The organism is Paenibacillus sp. NPDC058898, from assembly GCF_049316025.1.
Lineage (GTDB): Bacteria > Bacillota > Bacilli > Paenibacillales > Paenibacillaceae > Paenibacillus_AQ.
Genome location: NZ_JBMOSM010000002.1, coordinates 619,713 through 643,932 on the forward strand (window position 1 = coordinate 619,713; position 24,220 = coordinate 643,932).

Genomic DNA, 24,220 nt, shown 5'->3' on the forward strand with positions numbered 1-24,220 from the left:
AAAAAAAGGAGATCTGAATAATGACAGAGCATAAACTCGCGCAGCAATATCGTGACTATTGGGACAAAGGAGCTGCTGTCTATGATGAAATTGTAGATACGGAATTTGCAACCGACTCCTATAATCAATGGAAAGCGATCTTGAATCATCAGTTATCCGGAAAACAAAATTTGAAAATCCTAGATGTGGGAACAGGTCCCGGCTTCTTCGGGGTTTTGCTTAGTTGGATGGGGCATGAGGTTACCGCCATTGACTCCTCGTCTGAAATGGTGGCTAGAGCTAATAAAAATGCGCAAAAGCATAACTGCAATTTCAAAGTAATAGAAACCGATATTATCGATTACAAGACGGAAGAAAGATATGATATCATCATTTCCAGAAACGTCACCTGGTTCCTATATAATCCTGTTGCCGCATATCAAAATTGGCATGGCATGCTGAACGACGGCGGACAAGTGATGATCTTCGATGCCAACTGGAATTTGTTTTTGAGTAATCCCCAAGAGGCGGAGCTGTTTAGAAAAGCTAAAGAAGAGGCAATTGATCAAGGTTACTTGCCTTATCGCGAAGAGAAGGATATCGAAGAAGGGGATCAATTGGCGCTTACCTTGCCATTGACCTACGTAAGAAGGCCGGGATGGGACGCCGAAATGCTGCGATATATCGGATTTGCCAAAATCCAAGTCCATGAAGGTTTCGATGCCGATTTTTATCGCGCAGGAGAAAAAATTCTCAATCGCCATAGGCCCATGTTTGCCATCGTTGCTGAAAAATAAGTATACATCCTAAAAAAGACGTCCAGCCAACCTTGATGAGAAGGCTGGCTGGACGTCTGTTTCATCCAGACCAAGTTCAGCGGCCAAAGATGTTAGTACGGAGACTTTACCGATGTCTTTTTCCTCCTAATAGTAAGCGCTAAAGACACGTTGAATATATGCTCCTCCCTTGCGCTGCATGTTCTCATGACCTAATGAATGGCCATGCATGTTTCTCCATATTAATTTCGTCCCCAATTCGTCCCCAAATCCAATTAGATATGTATTTAAAACCGTCCTAATAAAGCAAAAAACCCTTGATGATATATCATCAAGGGTTTTCTTATTATGGAGCCTAGGGGGATCGAACCCCTGACCTCATCGCTGCCAGCGATGCGCTCTCCCAGCTGAGCTAAGGCCCCGTAAGCGACTTCTATATCATATAAAAAATCAGCAGGCATGTCAACATGTTTTTCACATTTTTTGATGACGTGCTGTATCCCTTTTACTTCTCTATATAATGTCACTTAGCGATGATGATAATGGGCCCTATGAGAGCACCAGAAGAGCACCTGGATCGTGCGGAACCATGGCGCTCTTACAACTCCGAAACGTCCGTACCCTTGGACAGCAGGCTTTTCAGTTCCTTCATAAACATATTGATATCCTTGAATTGGCGATACACGGATGCAAAGCGGACGTAAGCTACCTCATCGACCGGATATAACCGCTCCATCAGAAGCTCCCCGATCTGGCGGCTCTCCACCTCTGCTGCTGCGGTATTGCGCAGTGCCTTCTCTACATCCGATACAATCATATCCAGCTGGTCCACGGATACCGGACGCTTCTCGCATGCCCGGATCAAACCGCGGAGCACCTTCTCCCGGCTGAATTCTTCGCGGCTTCCGTCCTTTTTCACGACGATCAGCGGCGTTTCCTCCACCATCTCAAAGGTTGTGAATCTCTTGCTGCACTGCTCGCATTCCCTGCGGCGGCGGATGGATTTATTCTCGTTGGCCGGCCTGGAATCAAGCACTTTCGTTCCGGCATAACTGCAATATGGACATTTCATAAAGTCATCTTCACTTCCTTCGTTTCAGCGTATTTCGCCTTGAATGGCGCTACAGAAAAATTTACCAGCAAAACTTTGTTCTTTTATGTTATGAAAATGCGAAACCCGAGACATAATACTTTTACCAACCCAAGGAGGTGAACTTAACATGGCACAAAGCAACAACAACTCCAACAACCTGGTTGTTCCTCGCGCAAACGCTGCTCTTGAGCAATTGAAGTACGAGGTAGCTCAAGAACTTGGTATCTCCATTCCACAAGACGGATACCAAGGTAACATGACTTCCTACGAGAACGGTTCGATCGGGGGATACATCACAAAGCGTCTTGTAACCCTGGCCGAGCAACAATTGGCTGGTCAATTCTCCGGTCAATAATCGATTCTTCCTTAAAAAAGGAGTGTTGGACGGCTCGATGTAAGAGCCTGTCCAGCGCTCTTTTTTGTTAAAAGCCGTCCTTATATACATCTGTATACTGATTATAATAATAAATCACGCGCTGTACATAGTGACGGGTTTCCCCGATAGGAATACTCTTCACATTCTCGTAGGTTCCATCCCACATGCCCTTGTTGATCCAATTCTTCACGTTTCCGGGGCCTGCATTGTAAGCGGCGATGGCGGCAATCGGATTGCCGTCCATTTCCTTGTGCAGATTCTGAATATACCAGGTGCCCAACTGGATATTCGCATCCACTTCATTCTTCACGTTCAGCAGGTTCACCGATGGCAGCTTGGCCATTTCCATCGCCCAATTCGCCGTATCCGGCATCAACTGCATAATGCCCAGCGCGCCTTTCTTGGATTCCTTGCCTGGCTTGAAGTTCGTCTCCACTCGAATGATGGAAGCCACCAGGAAGGGATCGACCTCATAGAAAGCGGCATGCTTCCGGATTTCATCCTTATAATGAATCGGATACAGCAAGGTCATCCAGTTCGAGCTCAGAAACAGCAGCGCTACAAAAGAGACAAACAGCAGAAGCAGCACTCTTTTTTTACGGAGCCACCTCATAACCGAACCAGCCTGCCCCACAGGTTGTCCACCTGCTGCTGTGTTTCGGCCAATGTTCCGCTGTTATCAATAAGGATATCCGCGAGACGCTTCTTCTCCTCGATATCCATCTGGCTGTTTAAACGCGCTTCTGCCGCTTCCCTGTTAAGATCATCGCGCACCATCAGACGCTCTAGCTGCAGCTCTCGCGGTACATAAACGACAGCGATCTGGTCAAGATAAGAATAATGCTCCTTAGCCTCAAGCAGCAGCGGTATATCCGCTACCACGAGCCGGTCCGGATACTGCCGCTCATACGCTTCCGTCCGTTCCCGGATTTCCTGCCGGATCGCCGGATGCGTGATCTCATTCAACACCGTTCTCTGCTCGGGATGATGGAAGATCATCTCCCCGAGTTTTTTTCGATTCAACGTACCGTCCTCAAACAGGATCGCTTGTCCAAAATGTTCGGTCACTTTACCCAGCACCGGATGACCCGGGAGCATCACTTCCCGGGCGATGAGATCCGCATCGACGAGAAGTGCTCCCTTCATGGTCAACATGGAGGACACGGTGCTCTTGCCTGTTGCAATTCCTCCGGTTAAACCGATATTCATGACTTCACCTCATAACAGCTTCATTATACCCATGACGATTAACAAAAAAGCAGGCAAATAAGAGATAAAACGCATGCCGCCTTTGGACGCAAAGCGTAAACCAACCCTCATGCCCAGCACCAGGAATATCCCGCTAAACAAGGAAACAACCGTTGCGGTACCTAGCGGTGAGAAGCCCAGCATGGCTGCGCCAAGCCCTGCCCCGAACGCATCGAGCGATAGCGCGATCCCGAGCCACATCGCCTCCCACGGAGAGATGCTGCCGGAGTCGTCCAGATCCGCCTTCGAGGGACTGCGGAGAATTTGAATGACAACGCCGATCTTCGGAATCTCAAGAGAGAATACCGCCCGCTGAAGATGCTCTTGACCTGCCGTGTTAACCTCACGTCGTAATTTTACTTGATGGTCAGCCCCCTGCGTTTCTATAAGAGACTTTGTAATAACCCTATTAGAAACCGGCTGCACATCAGACTCGTTTTTTCTGCGAACTTGCTGGCATAGAGACCATAAGCCCAGCAGAATCAAAATGGCGGCTCCGATCACGGATGCCACAGATGGGGATAAGAACCGCTGTAACAGCGCGCCTGCCTGCATGGAGGCGCCAAGCACCAAGCCGGAACATAGCGAGATGATCAATACAGACAGCAGCGGTATCCTGGTTTTGCGCAGACCGTATGTAACCCCCGCCCCAAATCCGTCCAGGCTTAATGCCATAGCCAGCAGCACAGACGAGAAAATATGACTGAGCACCCTTTTCCCTCCTCGTAAGCTCCACATCAAGCGGCTCATTCATGAAGAAGAGCAACTCCATGCGCTCCACATATGTTCCACATTATATGTGTGAGGAAAGGAATGGGTGCACGCCTATTGGATTACTTCCTTAACGGCTGACACTTCGGGCAGAAGTGGGTCCCCCGTCCGCCAACCACGATCTTATGAATCGGTCCTCCGCATGTATTACACGGCTCGTCCTTCCGTCCGTAAATCTGATGACTGTGCTGGAACATCCCCATTTCACCCTGTCCATTGACATAGGATTTAATGGAAGAACCACCCGCGTCAACGGCTTCGGACAGTGTATCCACAATCGCATGATACAATCGCTTGAGCTCGGCATCCTTTAGGCTGTTAGCATTGCGCTCCGGATGAATCCCGGCTCGAAACAATGCCTCATCGACATATATATTGCCGATACCGACCACATATGCCTGATTCAGCAGCACCGCCTTGATCTTCGTTTTCTTGCTGCCGATGACTTCCTTAAAGGTTCCGAACGTAAACGTCTCATCCAGCGGCTCATAACCCAGCTTGGCAAGAGGAGCGTGCTGGAACTCTTCCCCCGTTGCAAAAAGATGCATCGTTCCGAATTGGCGTACGTCCTTATAGCGCAGCTCCGTGCCATCCGAGAAATGAAAGATGACATGGGTATGCTTCTCCACCGGCTCCTCGGCAGGGTACACCCCGTAACGCCCTTCCATCCGAAGATGCGAGACGAGCACTAGCCCATCCAGCAATATCCGTAAAAATTTCCCGCGGCGCTCTACACCTTCCACGGTATGATCCTTCAGCATAAACGCAAATGCCTCAATATCGTCGGGACGCTGAATGATCCGCGGCAGATGTACGGATACGTGATCTATATGCTTACCTTTAATCAATTGGTTCAGTGTTCGTTTCACAGTTTCTACTTCCGGCAATTCCGGCATAATGACTTCACCTCATTTCCCATTATACCGGAAGTTGGGACAGAGCGGGACCATGGTTTTGTGGAAAGGTATGGTGCATATCGCGCCCCTCTTCACGCCATGATCCCTATAAAAAGATCTTCTATTGACTGACACAATGTGCAGCTTTACTTCGCTTCGTACCAGTTCTCGCCATAGCTGACTTCCGACTTCAGCGGTACCGACAGTTTTAGTGCCTGGCTCATCACTTCCGGAACCAGTTCCTTCATGATCTCCAGTTCATCCTCCGGCACCTCAAACACCAATTCATCATGCACTTGAAGCAGCATGCGGCTCTTCAACTGACGATCATACAATGCCTTGTCCATATGGACCATGGCCAGCTTGATAATGTCAGCGGCCGTTCCCTGAATCGGCGTATTCATCGCCGTCCGCTCCGCAAAGGACCGCAGATTAAAGTTACTGGCATTAATCTCCGGCAGATACCGTCTGCGTTCAAGCAACGTTTTCACATAGCCATCTTGCTTCGCCTGCTTGACGATCACGTCCATATAACGCCGCACACCTTGGAACACCTCGAAATACTGGTCAATGAATGCCGCGGCTTCCTTCCGGGTAATGTTCAGGTTCTGGGACAAGCCATAATCGCTGATTCCATACACGATACCGAAGTTAACCGCCTTGGCGGACCGCCGCATATTGGAATCCACTTCATCCACGCCGACTCCAAACACATCCATCGCGGTCTTGGTGTGGATGTCCATATCGTGGACAAAAGCTTCCTTCAGCCGTTCATCATCCGAGATATGCGCAAGCACACGCAGCTCGATCTGGGAGTAGTCCGCTGCCAAAATGCTCCAGCCCGGCTCGGACGGAACGAAAACCTTACGCAGCTTGCGACCTTCCTCCAGACGGATCGGAATGTTCTGCAAATTCGGAAATTGGCTGCTCAGACGTCCCGTTGCGGCAATCGTCTGGCGATAATAGGTGTGCACTTTGCCAGTCTGTGACGAAATCTCCTTCAGAAGACCTTCCACATAAGTGGATTGCAGCTTGGCCAAGGTACGGTACTTCAGGATCAGACGGACAATATCATGATAAGGAGCCAGCTTCTCCAGCACCTCGGCATCGGTAGAATAACCGGTTTTGGTCTTCTTGATGACCGGAAGTTCCAGTTTCACAAACAGAATCTCGCCCAACTGTTTAGGGGAATTGAGATTGAATTCCGTTCCAGCGATCTCATAAATCTCATGAACCAGCTTCGCGATCTGACCTTCAAACTCGCGACCCAGCTCTTTCAGATCCTCCGCATTCACAGCAATTCCCTGTTTCTCCATATCGGCCAAAATGCGGGACAGCGGCATCTCCAGCTCATGGAACAGCGGCAGCATTTCATTAGCAGCCAGCTCCTTCTCCTGAACGGGAACCAGTTCGGATACAGCCAGACATTTTCTGGCCATGTGCTCGCTGAGCTTCTCCACATCGGGAACCTTGTATTTGGCCCCTTTACCGAACACATCCTCATCGGCTTGAAGATACGCAAGCCCGTATTTGGAGGCCAGCCCGCTAAGGCTTTGATTCGCTTCCGTCGGGTCCAGCAGGTATGCAGCCAGATGAACGTCGAATGCTGCGCCGGCAAAAGCGATACCCTGCCAGTGGAGAGCCAGATCAATGCGATGCAGATCATACCCGCGTTTCGGGATCCCGCTATCGGCAAGCCAAGTACGGACAGGCTCGGCCTCTTCCGACTTCAGAACCTCAAACGGAATGAAGTACTGTCGTTCCTCTGTAGCGAGTGCAAGCCCGATCACCTCAGCATGATGAGGGTTTTCCCCATGCGTCTCAACATGGAGCACGGTCACCTGGGCCAGGTTATCCGCAACCTCCGCAAGTTCCTTCGTGTCCACAAGGGTCACTTCAATCTTCGCTTCGGGCTTCGACTCAGCCGCATCTCCGCTCATTCCGCTTGTGCTCAGGTTTAACCGTTCAATCAGCGATTTAAACTCCAGCTTCGCCAGTGCAGGTCCTGCCGTCTCTTCATTCAGGCCTGTAAACGCCATGTCATCCAGCGACTGCTCCAGCGGTACTTCGCGGAAGATCGTGGCCAGCTTCTTGCTGAGTATGGCGGAATCGGCATGCTCTTCGATCTTCTCTTTCATCTTGCCCTTCAGCTCATCTGTACGTGACACCACGGCCTCTACGGATCCAAATTCATGAAGCAGCTTCAGAGCCGTCTTCTCACCCACTCCTGGAACGCCGGGAATGTTATCGGAAGCATCGCCCATCAGCCCCTTAAGATCGATAATCTGATCAGGCGTCAGGTTATAACGCTCCTTAATCTGTTCCGGTCCGTAATACTCAATATCAGTAACGCCCTTGCGGACCATCGCGATCGTGGTATGTTCCGAAGCCAACTGCAGCATATCCTTATCCCCGGATACGACCATCACCTTGCGGCCAGCTTCGTCAGCTTGACGGGTAATGGTCCCGATAATGTCATCGGCCTCATAACCGCCAATTTCGAACTGGGAGACGCCAAGACCCTTCAGCAGCTCTTTCAGCAGCGGGAATTGTCCGGAGAGCTCAGGAGGAGTCTTTTGACGGCCACCTTTGTAATCCTGAAAATCCGCATGCCGGAACGTTTCCTTGCCGGCATCGAATGCCACCATCATATGGGTCGGTTTATGCTCCTCAATTAAGCGAAGCAGCATGGTCGTAAAACCGTAAACTGCATTCGTCTGCTGTCCGCTGGCATTGGTCAACGGCGGCATCGCAAAGAATGCACGGTAAATGATATTATTTCCATCAATCAAAATCAGCTTGTCCATAGAACACCTCGCACCAATATTACTTCCTTTCCACATGATAACATAGGTTACCGCCAATTCCGAACAATCCGTTCGATTAACGATGAATTCTTGATGAAACGCAAAATAACCCCACAAAGTGGAGCCTGTGCTTCGATGCTATTCCAAATACTTTGCGGGGACCCCAAATATATAAATGCGATTAAAGAATGGCTTCCGCTTCGCTGAAGTTTTCTAAATTCTCGCAAAAAAACGCCAGCTTTCGCCAGCGTTAGACTGTCATGATGCTATTGATTGAGGTCGGGACGGTGACCTGTTACGAGGTACACGGTGCTCTCGCCAATGTTCGTGGCATGGTCGGCGATCCGTTCAATGTAACGGCCCACCATGATCAGCAGCATCGCTTGATTGGCCGAGTCCGGATCGGAGGTCAGATGCGAATACAGGTCCTGCAGAATGACGCTGTACAAATGATCGACCTGATCGTCATCCTGGGCCATTTTATAAGCCAGATCCGTGTTTTCCATCAGATAGGATTCGATGGATTCCGAGACCATCGCACGCACCAAATCCGACATCCGCGGAAGATCCACTAAGGGCTTGATCAGCTTCTGGCCTTGCAGACGTATCGTGACTTTAGCGACATCACGAGCCAAGTCGCCCATCCGCTCCAAATCGCTGGCAATTCGGAAAGCAACCAATATCCGGCGCAAATCCTTCGCCACAGGCTGCTGGGTTACGATCAAGCGGGAGCCGATCTCCATGATCTGCTCTTCCATTGTGTTTAACTGCACATCGTTCTTGATAACCGCCTGCGCTTTCTCCGCATCCAGGGTCTGGAGAGACTCTACACTGCTCGCCAGTGCCTCCTCCATATGCTTGCCCATATCCTGCAGCAAGGTTTTCAGCTCATTAAGCTGCTGATCAAACTCAATTCTCCGGATCATGTGTGATGTTCCTCCTATCTACTTTTAAGAAAGATCATATGAGTGTGGGTTAACCAAATCGACCCGAGATATAGTCCTCGGTACGTGCATCCGACGGCGTTGAGAACAGCGTATCGGTGCTTGCCGATTCAACCACTTCGCCATTCAGGAAAAATACCGTCTGCCCCGATACGCGGGCGGCCTGATGCATATTGTGCGTTACCATAACGATGGTGTATTTGCTCTTCAGCTCTTGTACCAGCTCTTCGATTTTCAGGGTCGAAATCGGGTCCAGCGCGGAAGTAGCTTCGTCCATAAGCAGAATATCCGGCTGTACGGCAAGTGCCCGGGCAATACACAGACGCTGCTGTTGACCCCCGGACAAGCTCAGCGCGGACCGCTTAAGATAATCCTTGACTTCATCCCACAGCACGGCCTGCTTCAAACTCTGTTCCACAATTTGGTCAAGCTCTGCTTTACTGCGGATACCGTGGAGTCGCGGACCGTAGGCGATATTATCATAAATCGATTTAGGAAACGGATTCGGCTGCTGGAACACCATCCCTACCTGCTTGCGCAGGGCTTCAACGTGGACTTCCTCGCTGTAGATTTCCGTCCCGCCGATTTGCACGCTGCCTTCAATCCGGGTGGAAGGAATCATGTCATTCATCCGATTCAGCGTACGCAGCAGCGTGGATTTACCGCAGCCCGACGGACCGATGAACGCCGTCACCGTTTTTTCCGGAATGTCCAGATCCACGTTTTTAAGCGCATGATACGTATCATAGTAAAGGTTTAATTTCTTAATCTGTATGATGGAATCCATATCTTATTCATGTCTCCTTTTTCACGATTAGATCTGCTTAAGCTTCTCTTAGATGTTCTTCGAATACTTGTTCCGGATCCACACGGCGATGATGTTCATGATGAACAGCATGATGAGCAACAGAATAATACCCGAAGCCGCCAACTCGTGGAAAGCCTCACTTGGTCTTGATATCCAGTTAAAGATCTGGATTGGCATGACAGTAAACGAATCGAGCAGATTTTCCGGCAAGAAGGCCACGTACGTTAAGGCACCGATCATGATCAGCGGTGCGGTTTCGCCAATCGCACGAGACAAGGCCAGGATAACCCCGGTCATAATTCCTGGAATCGCTGAAGGCAGTACAGCGCTGGATACCGTTTGCCATTTTGTTGCGCCCAGCGCATAAGAAGCATCGCGCCGGTTCTTAGGCACGGCGCGAAGCGCCTCCTGAGCGGCAACGATAATAATTGGCAGCACCAGCAGCGTCATCGTTAATACCCCGGAGAGCAGACTGCGGCCCAGATTCATCCCGCGTACGAAAATAGCGAGCCCCAGGATACCATATATAATAGAAGGAACCCCTGCAAGCGTACTGATATTCAGCTGAATCAGCCGAACCCAGCGGCTGCGGCCCGCATACTCTTCAAGAAAGATCGCTGCGCCAACGCCTAATATGAAGGACAGAGGAGCCATGAGCAGAAGCAAGTAAATCGTGCCGACAATCGGCGACTTCAGTCCTGCTTTATCCGCGATACGTGACGGATAGTTGGTGAACAGATCAGGCGATAGTCTGAAAATGCCATCCGTCACAATCGTAACAATCAAAGCCATCAAGGCAAGAATACCGATACTGGTACAAGCCAGAAATATAATGTGCAGCGTCTGGTCACTACGGCGTCTCCGGTTGATTCCTTTGCTATCTCCCAGATTCAATTGTTCCATCTAGTATTCCTCCCTGAAGCGGCGAGCGACCCACTGCGCCAATATATTAAGCAAGAAGGTGATGACAAACAAGGTCAGACCTACCGCAAAAATCGTGCCGTATTCAATCGTTCCGCGCGGAACATCACCCATACTTACCTGAACGATATAAGAAGTCATGGTCTGGATGCTTTCCAGCGGATTCAGCGTCAGCTGCGGCGTAGCACCAGCAGCCACCGTTACGATCATCGTCTCGCCAATCGCACGCGAGAATGCCAATACGAAGGACGACACGACCCCCGACAGAGCGGCAGGCAGCACAATTTTCAGTGCAACCTCAAATCGGGTAGCACCGAGCGCGTAGGCACCGTGACGAAGACTCTTGGGTACCGCACGCATCGCGTCTTCACTTAAAGATGAAATCATCGGCAGGACCATGATCCCTACCACGATACCCGCGCTAAGCGCATTGAATATACCCATGTTGGGAAAAATCTTTTGAAGGAATGGCGTTACCGTTTCAAGCGCAAAATATCCATAAACAATCGTTGGTACACCAGCCAATACTTCGAGCACTGGCTTTACAACCCCCCGAACCCGGGCAGGAGCGTATTCATTGAGATAAATAGCGCATGCCAAGCCGATAGGCACTGCGAATAGAATCGCAATGCCTGTAATCAGCAATGTGCCGCCCAGCAGGGGCAGCACGCCGAATTCTTTTGGAGGGAGAATCGGACTCCATGTCGTTCCAGTCAGAAAGGACCATACCGGTACTTCCTTGAAGAAGATCACGGATTCCTGCAGAAGCGTATATACAATACCGATGGTAGTAAACACCGAAAGCAGGGCACACAAGCCGAGTAAGATTGGAATGATTTTGTCTGAGATGCGTGTTTTGCTTCGACGGAATGTCATGCTTTTTGTGTTTACCGCCACGGGTGAAGTTTTGTTCATTCTCCTCTTCCCTTTCTATGGGTCACCCGGAGGATTCCCTCCGGGCATCTAGTCTTTAATTATTTTGCCAACTTGTCTTTTTCTGCTTTGTACTGATCATCTTGAAGCGGTACGAATCCGACTTCGCCAGCAAGACTAGCGGCATTCTCAAGGTAGAAGTTCATGAATGCACTCACTTCTGGACGCTCAAGCTCTTTATCGTTAACATAGAGCAGCAGCGGACGGGACAATGGAGCGTAGCTGTTATCCTTGATCGTTTCCATGCTTGGAGCTACTGTAGCCGTACCGTTATCAATCGGAACCAGCTTCAACTTGTCTTGGTTCTCTTCATAGAAGGAGAATCCGAAGTATCCGATGGAGTTCTTGTCACCAGCTACCCCTTGTACGACTGCGTTTGTATCGGCACTGAACGTAATTTGGCTATCGTTTCTGCTTGCTTGCGCTTCACCGTTAATTGCTTCTGTGAAGTAATCAAATGTACCGTGGTCAGTACCTGGCGAGTAAATCTTGATTTCCTCTGCCGGCCATCCTTCACGAACGTCAGCCCATGTTTTTACGGTGCTGTTTGGCTCGTAAATTTTCTTGAGCTCATCCACGGTCAATTTATCTACGAATTCATTGCTTGGATTAACAACGACGGACAGTCCGTCATAAGCTACCAGAACCTCATGATAGGTAATGCCATTGGCTTTTGCTTCCTCAGCTTCGCTGTCTTTAATTGGACGGGAAGCATTGGACACTGCGATCTCGCTGTTGTTAAAACGTTTGAAGCCAGCGCCTGTTCCGCCTGTTCCGATTGGAATACGGACATCAGGGTTAGCTGCACCGAACTCTTCAGCAACCGCTTCGGTTAATGGATGCAGTGTACTTGAACCATCAATTTCAATTGTTCCTGTCAAAGCTGTTGAGGTATTTTCCTCTGTTTGCTGTGCTGAACCATTCTCTTTGTTTTCTCCTGAAGCACCGCCGGAAGTTCCTCCTCCGCATGCTGCCAAAAGTGTGCTCAGCATTAACACCAATACGAGAATACCTGCTGGTTTACGACCCCTTCTTCTAAACAAACGAATCCACTCCTTCAAAATGGTTGTTGTCTCTACTTCCTGCTTACAATATTGATAATAATCCCGGAATGTAATAGCAGTTTCTTAGAAATGTAAACGCAGTGTAAAATATTTTAATAAAAGTAGAGTTATAGATTCGATCTCTCTTCCTTGATCGAAGATTCGCCGGTGTTCATTCCAGCAAGCTCATCCTTAACCCGCTCCACACGCCTAACGGTTTCCTCGGCCAGTTGATAAACCTGGCTCCCGGATTTCTCCACCTCTTGAACGGCGTTGTCCATTTCATTAAACATCTGGGCACCTTCCGTTACATACCCCTCGCAGGATTGAATTTCCTTCAGCGATGATACGGCCCCCTTGGCTGTATCTGCTGCCAGCCGCTGGATTTGCTCCAGCAGCTGCGATATATCCCCTGAGAGCTTGCGTGTTTGTTTAGCCAGCGATTGTACCTCTGCCGCAACCACTTGAAATCCCCGCCCATGCTCGCCGGCATGTGCGGCTTCAATCGAGGCATTCATTGCCAGCAGACTGCTTTGGTTCGCAAGCTCGGTAATCATGCCGGTTATGGAAAAAATACGGCTGGCATCCGCCGCGAGCTCGGAGGCCTGGCCTTCACGCTTCGTCATATCCTCCACAAGGCCAAGGTACGAGGTTCGGACAAGATCCAGTTTCTCCTTCCCGGTTTGAGACCACTCCCTCATCCGTATACATTCCGAGTTCGTTCTCGCTGCTGCCGTTCGGACGTCGGTTAATGAGGATTGAATGTTCCGGGTATGCCGGTAGCTTTCCTGCAGGATCAGTTCCCGCTTCTCTTCCGCCTCCGCTTGGAGCCCGCTGGACAGACTCATCAGATCCCGGACGGTAAGCACACCTTGCAGTTGGTTTGAATCCGTGATCAGGACACAATCATAGAATTTTGAATCCGGGCGCTGTAGGGACAATTCCAGCAGCGTTCCGACCTTCTCGGATATATCGACACGCATTGGTTGATGGTCCGCAAACTGGAAGGCGGGCTTGGAATAATACAGGTCAACGGCAAACCTGCCCATCATTCGCTGGTAAAACACATCCTGCATGATCAGTCCTGCTGGTGTGTCTGCCTCATCGCAATAAATAACACACGGAATATGCGGGTCCTTCGCAAAAACATTCAACACATCAAGGCAGGATTCAGTCTTTCCTATAACAGGGACCCTTCTTATGTATTGCCGATATAATGCGCCTGCTTCAGGCTCGTTTGCTACTTGTCCATCAAGTTCCGGCTCTACCTCCATCTTCATTCTCTCTGTCTGATTTGGTTTGGTTTGAAGCAGTGTCATGCGCCTTCACCCCTTCTTCATCTGGTCCTTTAGACGCATCTTACCGAACAAGTATTATGGGAATATACTCGAATGATTAAGGGAGCGTAAACTACGGAAGGATAATCGCGGAGATATGAGACATTAGACACGTCAGGATCTGACCAAAGACCCAAAAAAAAGACTCCTCATCATTTCAAACGGAATGATGGGAGCCTTTTTTCGGATTTACTACAAGTTTATAACCAACCCCGCGAATGGAGTCAATGTGTACAGATTCAGGATCAAGCTCAAGCTTCTTGCGCAGGGAACTCACATGAACGTCCACGGTTCGCTGCCCGCCGATATAATCGAAGCCCCAGACCACGTTCATCAGATCATCCCTTGTTAACACAACGCCCGGTTTTTTGGCCAGGTAGAGCAGCACTTCAAATTCTTTCGGCCTAAGATTAATGCTCTGGCCGCCAAGACGAACCTCGTATTTCTCAGGATAGATTTCCAGTTGTCCAAGTGAGATGACATTTCCTTGATTATCTGTCGTCTTCACTTCATCGGCGTGACCGGAAACCCGTCGCATAACGGCCGATACGCGGGCCAGCAGCTCAGATACGCCAAATGGCTTGGTAATATAGTCATCCGCCCCCATCTTCAAACCTTGAACAACTTCTTCCTCGGCGTTCTTCGCGGTCAGAATGATGATCGGCGTGGTAATTCCGTTACTGCGAAGCTTCTCTAAAATCTGAAAGCCGTTCATGCCAGGCAGCATGACATCCAGCAGGATCAGATCATATTCATGATGCGACGCTTTCTCGTAACCTGCGGTACCGTGTTCCTCTACCTCGACTTGAAAACCTTCCTGCGTCAGATTGTAAGACAACAGCCGCGAAAGTGTCGGCTCATCTTCGATAACCAGCATGCGTTGCGTCAATGTTACCCCCGCCCTTATCTTGATAATTGGACTGCTTATGCAAGTATATCAACAGAATGTTAACGGAGTGTTAACTCCCTGTCTCCTGGGTTTCCTGCAATATCGGAAGCTCAATGATGAAGGAGCTGCCGATTCCGAGCTCGCTCTCCACCTTGATGGTTCCGTGATGAAGATCCACCAGATGCTTCACGATCGATAGTCCAAGCCCCGTTCCGCCTGATCCGCGCGAACGCGCTTTATCCACCCGATAGAATCGTTCAAATATACGGGGAAGATCTTTCTTCGGAATGCCAATCCCGGAATCCTTAACGATGAATTCCACAATATCCTCGGCGTTCCCATGACTATGCTTTTCAAGAGCCGTTAATTTTACTCGTCCGCCTTCTTGCGTGTAACTGATCGCGTTCGAGAGCAGATTCATAAATATCTGGCGGAGCTTGTCCTCGTCTCCCTCCATAAACAGCTCTTCCGGAATGTCGAGCTCCAGGCTGATCCGCTTCTTCTCTGCGACCGTGCGCATCATTTCGGATATCGTATCAAAGAACGCCGACAGATGAATCGGCGAATAATCCATCTGAATCCGCTTTGATTCGATCTTGGACAGCTCTAGAATGTCACCGATCAGCCGGTTCAGCCGCTCGGACTCGTCATAAATAATCTGGAGGAAGGAACGCGATGTCTTCTCATCGGTAACCCCGCCACCAAGCAGCGTTTCGGCAAACCCTTTAACGGCAGCGAGCGGAGTCTTCAGCTCGTGAGACACGTTGGCTACGAATTCGCTCCGCATGCGTTCCAGTCTGCGGATATCACTTACATCCTGCAGGAGGAACAGCATGCCTCTATATGACTCCTGCTCTTCCTCCTGCATCATCGCAACCCCATCCAGGCGGATGATCGATTCCACCGGATAATAAATGTTGCGCTCTTCATGGAAGCCTTCCTTGCTCTCCAAGCCTTGCTCCATCAGTTTGGTCAATTCATAATGCTGCTTGAGCTCACGGTACGATTTGCCTGTTATCACTTCGGCATTAATGCCGAGCATTCGCTCGGCAGCCCGGTTCACAAGAATAATCTGACCTGCTCCGTTCACCATGACGATACCGCCTGTCATATTGTTTAGAACGCTTTGCAGCAAATCCTCATTATCCCGTATCGTCCGCAGTTGGGTCTGCAGGCTGTCGGCCATTCCGTTAATCGCTTGCGCCAATTGACCGATCTCGTCCTTACGGTGAATCTTCACCCTCGCATCATATTCAAGGCTCGATATCCGTCTGGCAACGCGCGTGATTTTCTCTAGCGGTGACGTCAAGCCTTTAGCGACACGATAACTCACCAGGGCAGCAATCAGGAACAGCACCAGCAGGCCAATCCCCATGACGGTCCAGCCTTGCCTGACTCCCTGGTCCACTGCTTTCAGGCTAACCGACAATCTGACGAATCCGTCGAAATTCTCTCCGGCCTTGACCGGAAGAGCAACGTAGAGCATGTCCTGCTCAAGCGTATCGCTCCGGCGAATGGTACTCCCGCGGCCTTCTTTAACCGCCTGAAGCATCTCTTCGCGATAAGCGTGGTTATCCATAGTTAACGGATCACTTTCCGAATCCCCGATGACCTTGCCATCCTTCAATATAAACGTCACTCTCGACTCGGACAGCTCCTCAAGCTGTATGGATCTGTTGGTATAATACGTGATAGCATCCGCGCTGTCCGCATCCGGAAACTCCATCATCGTCTGCAGAAGCCGAATCTCCCGGACCATATTGTCCTCCAGCAGCTGAATATGGGACTGCTTGAATACCGTCACCATAGCCAGTCCTGCCGCGAGCATAGATAACCCAATTAAAGTAAGCATAATCAGAGTCAAACGATTGCGATACTGCCTCATGTTCTCTCCTCTTTCTGCCGCGTGATCATTTTGGATAACTTACCGTCCGTGTGCGTCGTCGGTGGAATAAAGCATGAATGATAGTTGCCGCCGGCTGCTGGAACATAATGCCCAGCACCACCGGGATGGAAGCCTGGGGTGAGAAATACGTTGTAGCTAGCACCATCCCGAGTGATATATTACGCATTCCGGACGCGTATGTAAATGTAATTTGCATTTCCCGTGTCGGTCCCGGCATCGCATACGAGCCAAAATAACCAAGCAAATAACAGATCACAATCAACGTGAAAACAACCGGGATAACCACCAGCATCTCCTCCTTCATGCCTGCTGCATGGGGAGCGATGGCAGCTGCATTCAGCATAACCACGAGCATAAAAAACACCTTCGAGATCGGCTGGGCTACGGGAGCCGACCAGTCCTTAATCCGTCCTTTGGAGCCTTCATACAGCATCACCCCGATCACAGTGGGCAATACCACCATGGTCAGCAAATCGAGAATCAGCTCAGACGCATTCCAGGTAACCAAAGCATCCCCGATAAACATATCCATCAAAGCCGGTACGACTAGTGGACTGAGTATGGTATCCAGCACGACCACCGCTAAGATGAACGGAACGCTGCCGCCGGAGCTCCCGACCCACATCACCGAGGATATCCCCAGCGGAATGATCGCGAACAGCAGCAAGCCGATCGTATAATCCGAGTGCGCACCAAACACAGCCGAGCCCAGTCCATAAGCAAGCACCGGTGCGGCCGCATGGGCAAGAAACAGCGTCAACATAACGGCAAAGGGGCGTTTTAGAACCCCTTGCAGATGACGGATCCCACAGCCAAGCGCCATAACCAGTGTAATATAACCGAATAGATAAGGAATCCAGTGAACAAAGCCCAGCAAGACATCCGAGAGCAGCCAGCCTAGCACCAGCGAGCCGGGAATCAAGAGAAAGGTGTACTTTTCAAACCAAGATGCAAAGGCTAGTCCAAAACTTCTCACCTGTTTCCTCCCATGTCTGAATTGACGTATTTGACTTTCATCATAAACCGGAGTGTGCGAAAACCGCAACGAAAATTCGAAATAAGGACCCACCTCCCCTGCTCAACAAAAAAACATCGACCGGCACAATGGCCAATCGATGCTTCTTCTGATGCTCTGGATTAGGAGAACACCGGCTCTTTAAACATGGCCAGCTTCTCTGCCGAATCCTTGCTCACATCGGCATGCAGGCTATTTCCGTGTGAATCCATCGTGACGATAGCGGCAAAGCCATCAACCTCCAAATGCCACATCGCTTCCGGAATGCCAAACTCCATGAAATCCACGCCGTTTACTTTTTTGATGCATCTTGCGTAATACTGAGCGGCCCCGCCGATTGCATTCAAATACACGCCGCCATGCTCCTGCAGGGCTTGCAGCGTCTTCGAACCCATGCCGCCTTTTCCGATGACCGCGCGAATGCCGAATTTTTTCAAAATATCGCCCTGGTACGGCTCCTCGCGAATGCTGGTTGTCGGGCCTGCAGCCTTGACATGCCATCCCTCTTCATCCTGCATCATAACCGGACCGCAGTGATAAATCACGGATCCGTTCAGATCGATAGGAGCATCGTGATCCATCAGATATTTATGAAGCGCATCCCGTCCGGTATGCATCTCGCCTCGGATAACCACCACGTCCCCAACGCGCAGAGAACGAATTTGCTCCTCGCTGATCGGGGTCTGCAGCACCACTTCGCGGCCCTTGGAATCACTTGGACTGGCGTCTTCGGCTTGGGACACAGCCGTTTCGGAATTTGCGTTCATCTGCACCTCGCTGCCCGCTTCATACAGCCAGTCCGTGATCTCCCCGGTTTCCGGCTCAATCAATACACCCTGACGGCGGAATGCCCAGCAGTTATAAGCAACCGATACAAAAAAGCTTGCCGGCAAACGGTTCATCGCACCGATCTTGCAGCCGAGCAGCGTGACTTCTCCGCCAAAGCCCATTGTCCCGATCCCCAGCTTATTTGCATTTTCCAATATGTAATCTTCGAGCTTCGCCAAATCTTGATTCGGGTTCACATCTTCCACATGACGGAACAACTGATGCTTCGCAAGCTCATAACCGGTCGTCCGGTCGCCTCCGATGCCTACGCCGATAAATCCAGCACTGCAGCCCTGACCTTGTGCTTGATACACGGCATGCATGATGCATTTGCGGATCCCGTCCAGATCACGACCCGCTTTTCCCAATCCTTCAAGGTCTGCAGGAAGACTGTACTGGATATTTTTGTTCTCGCAGCCGCCCCCTTTCAGGATGAGACGGACGTCCACCTGATCCTGCTCCCATTGCTCGAAATGGATGACGGGCGTGCCAGGACCGAGATTATCCCCGCTGTTAGCGCCAGTCAACGAATCCACCGAGTTAGGACGCAGCTTGCCATCCTTAGTGGCGCGAATCACTGCAGAGTAGATCGCCTTCTTCATCTCGATTTGGTTCGCACCCACCGGTGTATGTACGATGAATGTTGGCATGCCGGTATCCTGGCAGATCGGTGATACTTCCTGCTCGGCCATCTCAATATTTTGAGCGATTGTTGCCAGTGCCAGCCCCGCTCGCGTTGCGGCATCCTCAGACGCTCGCCCACGGTTGACTGCTCTTCGCACATCTCCAGGCAAATTCGTGGAGGTTTCTACAATCAGTCGATACATGCTCTCTTCAAATGACTTCATAACGTTAGTAAACTCCTCTCTCTCATAACCCAAACATGATGGTAAAAAAGAATCATTAGAAACTGCCAATATTGTTATCATATCATATCATTTCGCACATGAAAGGGTTTACTTCAAAAAATGAAAGAGTAGAGAAAATGTGTTGATTTTCCCCGTCGCATCAACCATACCAATCTATGAATCTCGCATATCTTGGTTAAGGAAAGGAGGTGATTGCCATGATGAAAGCCTCAGTCTCCCAGGTTGTCTTTCCAAGACTTGCCCTGTTTAGAAACGAGTTTTACAGAGGACGGCGATTTGTGGTGCGTGGGAACGTGGGTATCCGTAATCTCGAGAGAACTTTCGGTGACATTGAAAGCTTGAGATTCTTCTCCACCAACCCCAATGCAACCCTTGTCCTGTTCTCGGAAACGAATTTCAGGGGCAGATTCAGAGTATTCCGCGGCAACACCAACATCGCCGATCTTGATGATATTATTCGTGGCGAAGAGCCGGAATCCATTATCAGCTCCAACCGTCGTTTGACGCTTGCTCAAATCCGGGCGATCCGCGATACCGGTACGCTTCCAAACGGTTTTAGAACCATCTGATTCTCCGTAAGCTCCGTAATCCCTCATAATTCACCCATGATAAAATAGCGGACATCCGGGCTGGAGCCCCGGATGTCCGCTCTATTTTATTCATTGAGTATGTCTTCACAACGTAAGTGAAACAAACACCTTAACCGTTAATCACTTCGCCGCCATTCACGTGAATGACTTGACCGCTCACGTAGGAGGAGTCCGTCGAGGCCAGATATACATAGGCAGGAGCTAGCTCTTCCGGTTGACCCGGACGTTTCATCGGCTGGGTTGCCCCAAACTCGGCTACCTGATCCGGCGGGAACGTCGAAGGAATCAGCGGCGTCCAGATCGGTCCCGGCGCAACGGCGTTCACCCGGATCCCTTGCCCGACTACGTTCATCGATAACGAGCGCGTAAAGGCAACGATTGCCCCCTTGGTTGATGCGTAATCCAGCAGCTGTGGACTTCCCCGGTAAGCCGTGATGGAGGTTGTATTAATAATCGAGCTTCCTTTCGACAGATGCGGCATTGCCGCCTGCGTCAGATAGAACATACCGTAAATATTCGTACGGAACGTCCGCTCCAATTGTTCTTTGGTAATATCCTCAATCTTCTTCTGCGGATGCTGTTCGGCTGCATTGTTCACGAGAATATCGAGCTTTCCGAGCTTCTCCACGGTTTCGGTAACCGCATCGCGGCAAAACGCATCGTCGCCGACGTCACCGGCGATCAGCAAGCATTTACGGCCTTCCTGCTCCACCTGACGCTTGGTCTCTTCCGCATCCTTATGCTCATTCAGGTACACAATAGATACGTCCGCGCCTTCCTTGGCATAGTGGACCGCTACCGCACGGCCAATACCGCTGTCACCTCCGGTAATCAGCGCAACCTTTCCCTTCAACTTACCGGCTGCTTTGTAAGCACTGCTCTCAAACTCCGGCTTCGGACTCATCTCCGATTCCGTTCCGGGTCTGTGATCCTGATGCTGGGGCGGCAAGGTTTGTTTCTGTTGATCTTGTGGCATATGAACATTTCTCCTTTCGGGTCAGTATCTCAAACTACCACTCATAGGATGCGTACGACACGCCTCTTTATACTCATAAAAAGCCCTTCGCTATTGTTTTTACCCAGATTGAACGGGATCAAACGTAAGTAAAGCCCTTCTCTCCCCATAAATCCCCCCCACAAAGTGGGGCATTGCTCCGAAGTCCATTCAGATCCTTCGCGGGGGACGCCGGTAATTTATATGAATGCAATAATATCAAAAAAAGCCGCCCGATAAACGGACGGCTTCTCTTTCGTATGTAGCTGTTCTTAGATGATATGGTTGAATACCATGAAGAAGATCATAACCAGGAGCAGCAAGGAGAGGAGTGCGCTAAGCGTACCCAACTTGCTTGTTTCTTCCTTCACTTCACGCTTCTCGCGGATTCCTGCAAGCGCATTCTTCAATGGCTTGCTCATGATGCCTCCAATAGCAAACATCGCCAGCAGCAATACCGTTACAATGATCATCCAAGGAACCGAATACTCGCCTTGGGACATCATGTATCCGCCAGTCAACAACTGAATAACCAAGCCGTACTGAGCAAACCGGTTCGCTACACGAATCGTATTAACGGCTCCTTCTTGTGCGCCGAGGGACAGCTTCTGAATACCGCCAACAACAAACGGCAGAATCAAGTAAAATCCTAGCGCCGCCGTACCGACCATATGCAGAAAAAATGTTACGTTCCACATAAACAATTCCTCCAAAGTCGTTAGTGTGATTTTTGTTACATCAAGTTCATCGTCTCTTATTATACTGGAGAGATCCTCCAAAGAAAAGCAATCCCGCCCCGAATCACGGGACGGGATTGCATTATTAGACGATTTTGTGAATCCTGATTCAATTACAGGGTCACGACCGCGGTTACATTACGTACGGATTCCGCAGACTTATCGAGAGCAGCTTTCTCTTCGGCCGTCAGCTCAAGCTCGAAAATTCGCTCGATGCCGTCTCCGCCGAGAATTGCCGGTACGCCCATGAACAGATTGTCATAGCCATACTCGCCCTCCAGCAGAGCAATAATCGGAATGATCCGTTTCTTGTCCTTCAGAATCGCTTCCGTCATTTGTACCAGGGACGCAGCCGGCGCATAGTATGCACTACCGTTACCCAGCAGGTTCACAATTTCGCCGCCGCCAACCCGGGTACGCTGCACAATGGCTTCAATGCGCTCAGCCGGAATCAGCGTGTCGATCGGAATGCCGCCAACACTGGAGTAGCGAACGAGCGGAACCATGTCATCACCATGGCCGCCAAGTACGAATCCGCGGACATCCTCAACCGATACGTTCAGCTCTTGCGCGATGAAAGTGCAATAACGAGCCGTATCCAGTACGCCAGATTGGCCGATTACGCGGTTCTTGGGAAATCCGAGCGTGTTATATGCCACGTAAGTCATGGCATCGACCGGGTTGCTCAAGATGATCACCGTGGCGTTCGGTGCGTGACTCTTCACGTTCTCACATACGGATTTCACGATCCCTGCATTGGTATTAACGAGGTCATCGCGGCTCATGCCCGGCTTGCGGGCTACACCTGCTGTAATGATTACGATATCGGAATTAGCTGCATCCTCATAGTTGGATGTACCAACTATGTTGCTGTCAAATCCTTGAACGGGACTTGCTTCGAGCATATCCAGCGCTTTACCTTTCGTTGGGTTCTCGAGCTGCGGGATATCCAGCAGCACCACGTCACCCAATTCTTTTTGAGCAAGCATCAGGGCGGTAGTCGCACCTGTAAAGCCAGCACCTACTACCGTAATCTTTTTACGAGTAATTGCCACGATGAATCTCCTCCTTACAGGTTTTTAATGATTTCGTCTGCGAACTGGGAACATTTCACTTCGGTAGCGCCTTCCATCAGGCGGGCAAAGTCATACGTCACAGTTTTGTTGTTGATCGATGTTTCCATCCCTTTGTAGATCAGGTCAGCGGCTTCCTGCCATCCGAGGTGCTCAAGCAGCATTACGCCGGAGAGGATAACGGAACCAGGGTTTACTACGTCTTTGTCTGCATATTTCGGAGCTGTACCATGAGTCGCTTCGAAAATCGCATGTCCAGTTACATAGTTGATGTTAGCCCCTGGAGCGATACCGATACCGCCAACTTGTGCAGCCAGCGCGTCAGACAGGTAGTCACCGTTCAGGTTCAATGTCGCAATGACATCAAAGTCGGTTGGACGAGTCAGAACTTGCTGCAGCGCGATGTCAGCAATCGCATCTTTAACGATGATTTTGCCAGCATCTTCAGCTGCTTTTTGAGCAGCATTAGCTGCATCTACGCCGTCTTTATCCTTGATGATATCGTATTGAGCCCAAGTGAACACTTTATCGCCGAATTCAGCTTCAGCCACTTCGTAACCCCAGTTTTTGAAGGCACCTTCTGTAAATTTCATGATGTTGCCTTTGTGAACCAATGTCACCGATTTGCGGCCATGCTTGATTGCGTATTCAACCGCTGCACGTACGAGACGCTTGGAACCTTCGGAGGATACAGGCTTGATGCCGATACCGGACGTTTCCGGGAAGCGGATTTTGTTGGCTCCCATCTCGTCTTGAAGGAACTTGATCACTTTCTTCACTTCTTCGGAGCCTTCTTTATACTCAATACCTGCGTAGATGTCTTCCGTGTTCTCACGGAAAATAACCATGTCTACCAGTTCAGGGCGTTTTACCGGAGATGGTACGCCGTCGAAGTAACGAACAGGACGCAGGCAAGTGTACAGGTCCAGCTCTTGACGAAGGGCAACGTTCAGGGAACGGATACCGCCGCCGATAGGCGTTGTAAGAGGCCCTTTAATCGCAACGATATACTCGCGAATCGCTTCAAGCGTATCGTTCGGGAGCCATTCACCGTATGTATTGTATGCCTTCTCACCGGCAAATACTTCATACCAGGCAATTTTCTTGGAACCGTTGTATGCTTTTTCTACTGCTGCATCAAGGACGCGTTTGGAAGCTTTCCAAATGTCACGGCCAGTACCGTCACCTTCAATAAAAGGAATGACAGGGTTGTTAGGCACCTGCAGAGTTCCGTTATCAATCGTAATTTTCTCGCCTTCAGTTGGTAGTGCGAATTTTTCCAATTTCATGAGTATGAGTTCCTCCTTTGAATATGGTTCTTGTCTCTAACTATTCCAAAAATTCCACCAGAATAGGCACAGAGAAACCCGCCACCCGCGATTCACTC

The 24,220-nt window shown here is 50.1% G+C and carries 23 protein-coding genes and 1 tRNA gene; 3 read left to right on the top strand and 21 right to left on the bottom strand.

Annotated elements, in window-relative coordinates; all coding sequences use genetic code 11:
• Nucleotides 1-20 precede the first annotated feature (20 nt).
• On the top strand, nt 21-776 hold the full coding sequence (locus tag ACOZB4_RS07080) for a class I SAM-dependent methyltransferase (protein ID WP_379406201.1): 756 nt from the start codon (nt 21-23) through the stop codon (nt 774-776).
• A 328-nt stretch (nt 777-1,104) separates the two neighbouring features.
• Here the strand turns inward: ACOZB4_RS07080 and ACOZB4_RS07085 are convergent.
• Nucleotides 1,105-1,177 (bottom strand) — tRNA-Ala (locus tag ACOZB4_RS07085).
• A gap of 176 nt (nt 1,178-1,353) precedes the next feature.
• Entirely contained in the window at nt 1,354-1,827 is a 474-nt protein-coding gene (gene nrdR, locus ACOZB4_RS07090) for a transcriptional regulator NrdR (protein ID WP_076324309.1), read from the bottom strand.
• A 148-nt stretch (nt 1,828-1,975) separates the two neighbouring features.
• Here nrdR and ACOZB4_RS07095 point away from each other — a divergent pair, with 148 nt between their 5' ends.
• Nucleotides 1,976-2,203: an alpha/beta-type small acid-soluble spore protein gene (locus tag ACOZB4_RS07095; RefSeq protein WP_053492022.1), complete on the top strand. Its 228-nt coding sequence runs from the start codon at nt 1,976-1,978 to the stop codon at nt 2,201-2,203.
• A gap of 67 nt (nt 2,204-2,270) precedes the next feature.
• Here ACOZB4_RS07095 and ACOZB4_RS07100 read toward each other — a convergent pair whose 3' ends face one another.
• From ACOZB4_RS07100 to ACOZB4_RS07170, 15 genes are all read right to left on the bottom strand, one after another.
• Nucleotides 2,271-2,837, bottom strand: a complete 567-nt coding sequence (locus ACOZB4_RS07100) for a lytic transglycosylase domain-containing protein (protein ID WP_379406387.1) — start codon at nt 2,835-2,837, stop codon at nt 2,271-2,273.
• Nucleotides 2,834-3,433, bottom strand: coding sequence for a dephospho-CoA kinase (gene coaE, locus ACOZB4_RS07105; protein WP_339267234.1), 600 nt, complete (start codon nt 3,431-3,433; stop codon nt 2,834-2,836). The genes ACOZB4_RS07100 and coaE overlap by 4 nt, the downstream gene beginning before the upstream one ends.
• A gap of 9 nt (nt 3,434-3,442) precedes the next feature.
• The gene (locus tag ACOZB4_RS07110) at nt 3,443-4,183 is read right to left on the bottom strand and encodes an MntP/YtaF family protein (RefSeq protein ID WP_379406200.1); all 741 of its coding nucleotides are present in this window, start codon (nt 4,181-4,183) and stop codon (nt 3,443-3,445) included.
• A gap of 122 nt (nt 4,184-4,305) precedes the next feature.
• Entirely contained in the window at nt 4,306-5,139 is an 834-nt protein-coding gene (mutM, locus tag ACOZB4_RS07115; RefSeq protein WP_379406199.1) for a DNA-formamidopyrimidine glycosylase, read from the bottom strand.
• A 146-nt stretch (nt 5,140-5,285) separates the two neighbouring features.
• Nucleotides 5,286-7,946, bottom strand: coding sequence for a DNA polymerase I (polA, locus tag ACOZB4_RS07120; RefSeq protein WP_379406198.1), 2,661 nt, complete (start codon nt 7,944-7,946; stop codon nt 5,286-5,288).
• A gap of 266 nt (nt 7,947-8,212) precedes the next feature.
• Nucleotides 8,213-8,872 carry a phosphate signaling complex protein PhoU gene (phoU, locus tag ACOZB4_RS07125; protein ID WP_076324315.1) on the bottom strand — a complete coding sequence of 220 codons (660 nt, stop codon included), beginning with the start codon at nt 8,870-8,872 and terminating at the stop codon, nt 8,213-8,215.
• A 49-nt stretch (nt 8,873-8,921) separates the two neighbouring features.
• On the bottom strand, nt 8,922-9,677 hold the full coding sequence (gene pstB / locus ACOZB4_RS07130) for a phosphate ABC transporter ATP-binding protein PstB (RefSeq protein ID WP_339267240.1): 756 nt from the start codon (nt 9,675-9,677) through the stop codon (nt 8,922-8,924).
• 48 nt (nt 9,678-9,725) lie between these two features.
• Nucleotides 9,726-10,601 carry a phosphate ABC transporter permease PstA gene (gene pstA / locus ACOZB4_RS07135; protein ID WP_076324317.1) on the bottom strand — a complete coding sequence of 292 codons (876 nt, stop codon included), beginning with the start codon at nt 10,599-10,601 and terminating at the stop codon, nt 9,726-9,728.
• The gene (gene pstC, locus ACOZB4_RS07140) at nt 10,602-11,495 is read right to left on the bottom strand and encodes a phosphate ABC transporter permease subunit PstC (RefSeq protein WP_372238813.1); all 894 of its coding nucleotides are present in this window, start codon (nt 11,493-11,495) and stop codon (nt 10,602-10,604) included.
• Between the two features lie 98 nt (nt 11,496-11,593).
• Complete coding sequence (locus tag ACOZB4_RS07145; RefSeq protein ID WP_339267241.1) at nt 11,594-12,595, bottom strand: PstS family phosphate ABC transporter substrate-binding protein; 1,002 nt, start codon at nt 12,593-12,595, stop codon at nt 11,594-11,596.
• Between the two features lie 128 nt (nt 12,596-12,723).
• On the bottom strand, nt 12,724-13,914 hold the full coding sequence (locus ACOZB4_RS07150; protein WP_379406197.1) for a methyl-accepting chemotaxis protein: 1,191 nt from the start codon (nt 13,912-13,914) through the stop codon (nt 12,724-12,726).
• Between the two features lie 175 nt (nt 13,915-14,089).
• A complete protein-coding gene (locus ACOZB4_RS07155) occupies nt 14,090-14,821 on the bottom strand; it encodes a response regulator transcription factor (RefSeq protein WP_076324321.1) in 732 nt (243 codons plus the stop codon).
• A gap of 70 nt (nt 14,822-14,891) precedes the next feature.
• The gene (gene pnpS, locus ACOZB4_RS07160) at nt 14,892-16,706 is read right to left on the bottom strand and encodes a two-component system histidine kinase PnpS (RefSeq protein WP_379406196.1); all 1,815 of its coding nucleotides are present in this window, start codon (nt 16,704-16,706) and stop codon (nt 14,892-14,894) included.
• A 25-nt stretch (nt 16,707-16,731) separates the two neighbouring features.
• Nucleotides 16,732-17,703, bottom strand: coding sequence for a bile acid:sodium symporter family protein (locus tag ACOZB4_RS07165; protein WP_379406195.1), 972 nt, complete (start codon nt 17,701-17,703; stop codon nt 16,732-16,734).
• A gap of 161 nt (nt 17,704-17,864) precedes the next feature.
• Nucleotides 17,865-19,418 (bottom strand): fumarate hydratase, encoded by a 1,554-nt coding sequence (locus ACOZB4_RS07170; protein ID WP_379406194.1) that lies wholly within the window; start codon nt 19,416-19,418, stop codon nt 17,865-17,867.
• Between the two features lie 218 nt (nt 19,419-19,636).
• On the opposite strand from ACOZB4_RS07170, the gene ACOZB4_RS07175 reads away from it, so the two are divergent.
• A complete protein-coding gene (locus ACOZB4_RS07175) occupies nt 19,637-20,008 on the top strand; it encodes a hypothetical protein (RefSeq protein ID WP_379406193.1) in 372 nt (123 codons plus the stop codon).
• Between the two features lie 130 nt (nt 20,009-20,138).
• Here the strand turns inward: ACOZB4_RS07175 and ACOZB4_RS07180 are convergent, their stop codons facing one another.
• The 4 genes from ACOZB4_RS07180 to icd all read right to left on the bottom strand — a co-directional run bounded on the left by ACOZB4_RS07180 (nt 20,139) and on the right by icd (nt 24,122).
• Nucleotides 20,139-21,005: an SDR family oxidoreductase gene (locus tag ACOZB4_RS07180; protein ID WP_379406192.1), complete on the bottom strand. Its 867-nt coding sequence runs from the start codon at nt 21,003-21,005 to the stop codon at nt 20,139-20,141.
• Nucleotides 21,006-21,295: 290 nt separating this feature from the next.
• A complete protein-coding gene (locus tag ACOZB4_RS07185; protein WP_076324327.1) occupies nt 21,296-21,721 on the bottom strand; it encodes a hypothetical protein in 426 nt (141 codons plus the stop codon).
• A 152-nt stretch (nt 21,722-21,873) separates the two neighbouring features.
• Nucleotides 21,874-22,815, bottom strand: coding sequence for a malate dehydrogenase (mdh, locus tag ACOZB4_RS07190; RefSeq protein ID WP_076324328.1), 942 nt, complete (start codon nt 22,813-22,815; stop codon nt 21,874-21,876).
• Between the two features lie 14 nt (nt 22,816-22,829).
• Nucleotides 22,830-24,122: an NADP-dependent isocitrate dehydrogenase gene (gene icd, locus ACOZB4_RS07195; RefSeq protein WP_339267254.1), complete on the bottom strand. Its 1,293-nt coding sequence runs from the start codon at nt 24,120-24,122 to the stop codon at nt 22,830-22,832.
• Between the last annotated feature and the right edge of the window lie 98 nt (nt 24,123-24,220).

What these genes read in the sequence shown, in the direction of transcription:
- ACOZB4_RS07080 (WP_379406201.1), top strand. Translation starts at nt 21, where the DNA reads ATGACAGAGCATAAACTCGCGCAGCAATATCGTGACTATTGGGACAAA.
- nrdR (WP_076324309.1), bottom strand. Translation starts at nt 1,827, where the DNA reads ATGAAATGTCCATATTGCAGTTATGCCGGAACGAAAGTGCTTGATTCC.
- ACOZB4_RS07095 (WP_053492022.1), top strand. Translation starts at nt 1,976, where the DNA reads ATGGCACAAAGCAACAACAACTCCAACAACCTGGTTGTTCCTCGCGCA.
- ACOZB4_RS07100 (WP_379406387.1), bottom strand. Translation starts at nt 2,837, where the DNA reads ATGAGGTGGCTCCGTAAAAAAAGAGTGCTGCTTCTGCTGTTTGTCTCT.
- coaE (WP_339267234.1), bottom strand. Translation starts at nt 3,433, where the DNA reads ATGAATATCGGTTTAACCGGAGGAATTGCAACAGGCAAGAGCACCGTG.
- mutM (WP_379406199.1), bottom strand. Translation starts at nt 5,139, where the DNA reads ATGCCGGAATTGCCGGAAGTAGAAACTGTGAAACGAACACTGAACCAA.
- polA (WP_379406198.1), bottom strand. Translation starts at nt 7,946, where the DNA reads ATGGACAAGCTGATTTTGATTGATGGAAATAATATCATTTACCGTGCA.
- phoU (WP_076324315.1), bottom strand. Translation starts at nt 8,872, where the DNA reads ATGATCCGGAGAATTGAGTTTGATCAGCAGCTTAATGAGCTGAAAACC.
- pstB (WP_339267240.1), bottom strand. Translation starts at nt 9,677, where the DNA reads ATGGATTCCATCATACAGATTAAGAAATTAAACCTTTACTATGATACG.
- pstA (WP_076324317.1), bottom strand. Translation starts at nt 10,601, where the DNA reads ATGGAACAATTGAATCTGGGAGATAGCAAAGGAATCAACCGGAGACGC.
- pstC (WP_372238813.1), bottom strand. Translation starts at nt 11,495, where the DNA reads ATGACATTCCGTCGAAGCAAAACACGCATCTCAGACAAAATCATTCCA.
- ACOZB4_RS07150 (WP_379406197.1), bottom strand. Translation starts at nt 13,914, where the DNA reads ATGACACTGCTTCAAACCAAACCAAATCAGACAGAGAGAATGAAGATG.
- pnpS (WP_379406196.1), bottom strand. Translation starts at nt 16,706, where the DNA reads ATGAGGCAGTATCGCAATCGTTTGACTCTGATTATGCTTACTTTAATT.
- ACOZB4_RS07170 (WP_379406194.1), bottom strand. Translation starts at nt 19,418, where the DNA reads ATGAAGTCATTTGAAGAGAGCATGTATCGACTGATTGTAGAAACCTCC.
- ACOZB4_RS07175 (WP_379406193.1), top strand. Translation starts at nt 19,637, where the DNA reads ATGATGAAAGCCTCAGTCTCCCAGGTTGTCTTTCCAAGACTTGCCCTG.
- ACOZB4_RS07180 (WP_379406192.1), bottom strand. Translation starts at nt 21,005, where the DNA reads ATGCCACAAGATCAACAGAAACAAACCTTGCCGCCCCAGCATCAGGAT.
- ACOZB4_RS07185 (WP_076324327.1), bottom strand. Translation starts at nt 21,721, where the DNA reads ATGTGGAACGTAACATTTTTTCTGCATATGGTCGGTACGGCGGCGCTA.
- icd (WP_339267254.1), bottom strand. Translation starts at nt 24,122, where the DNA reads ATGAAATTGGAAAAATTCGCACTACCAACTGAAGGCGAGAAAATTACG.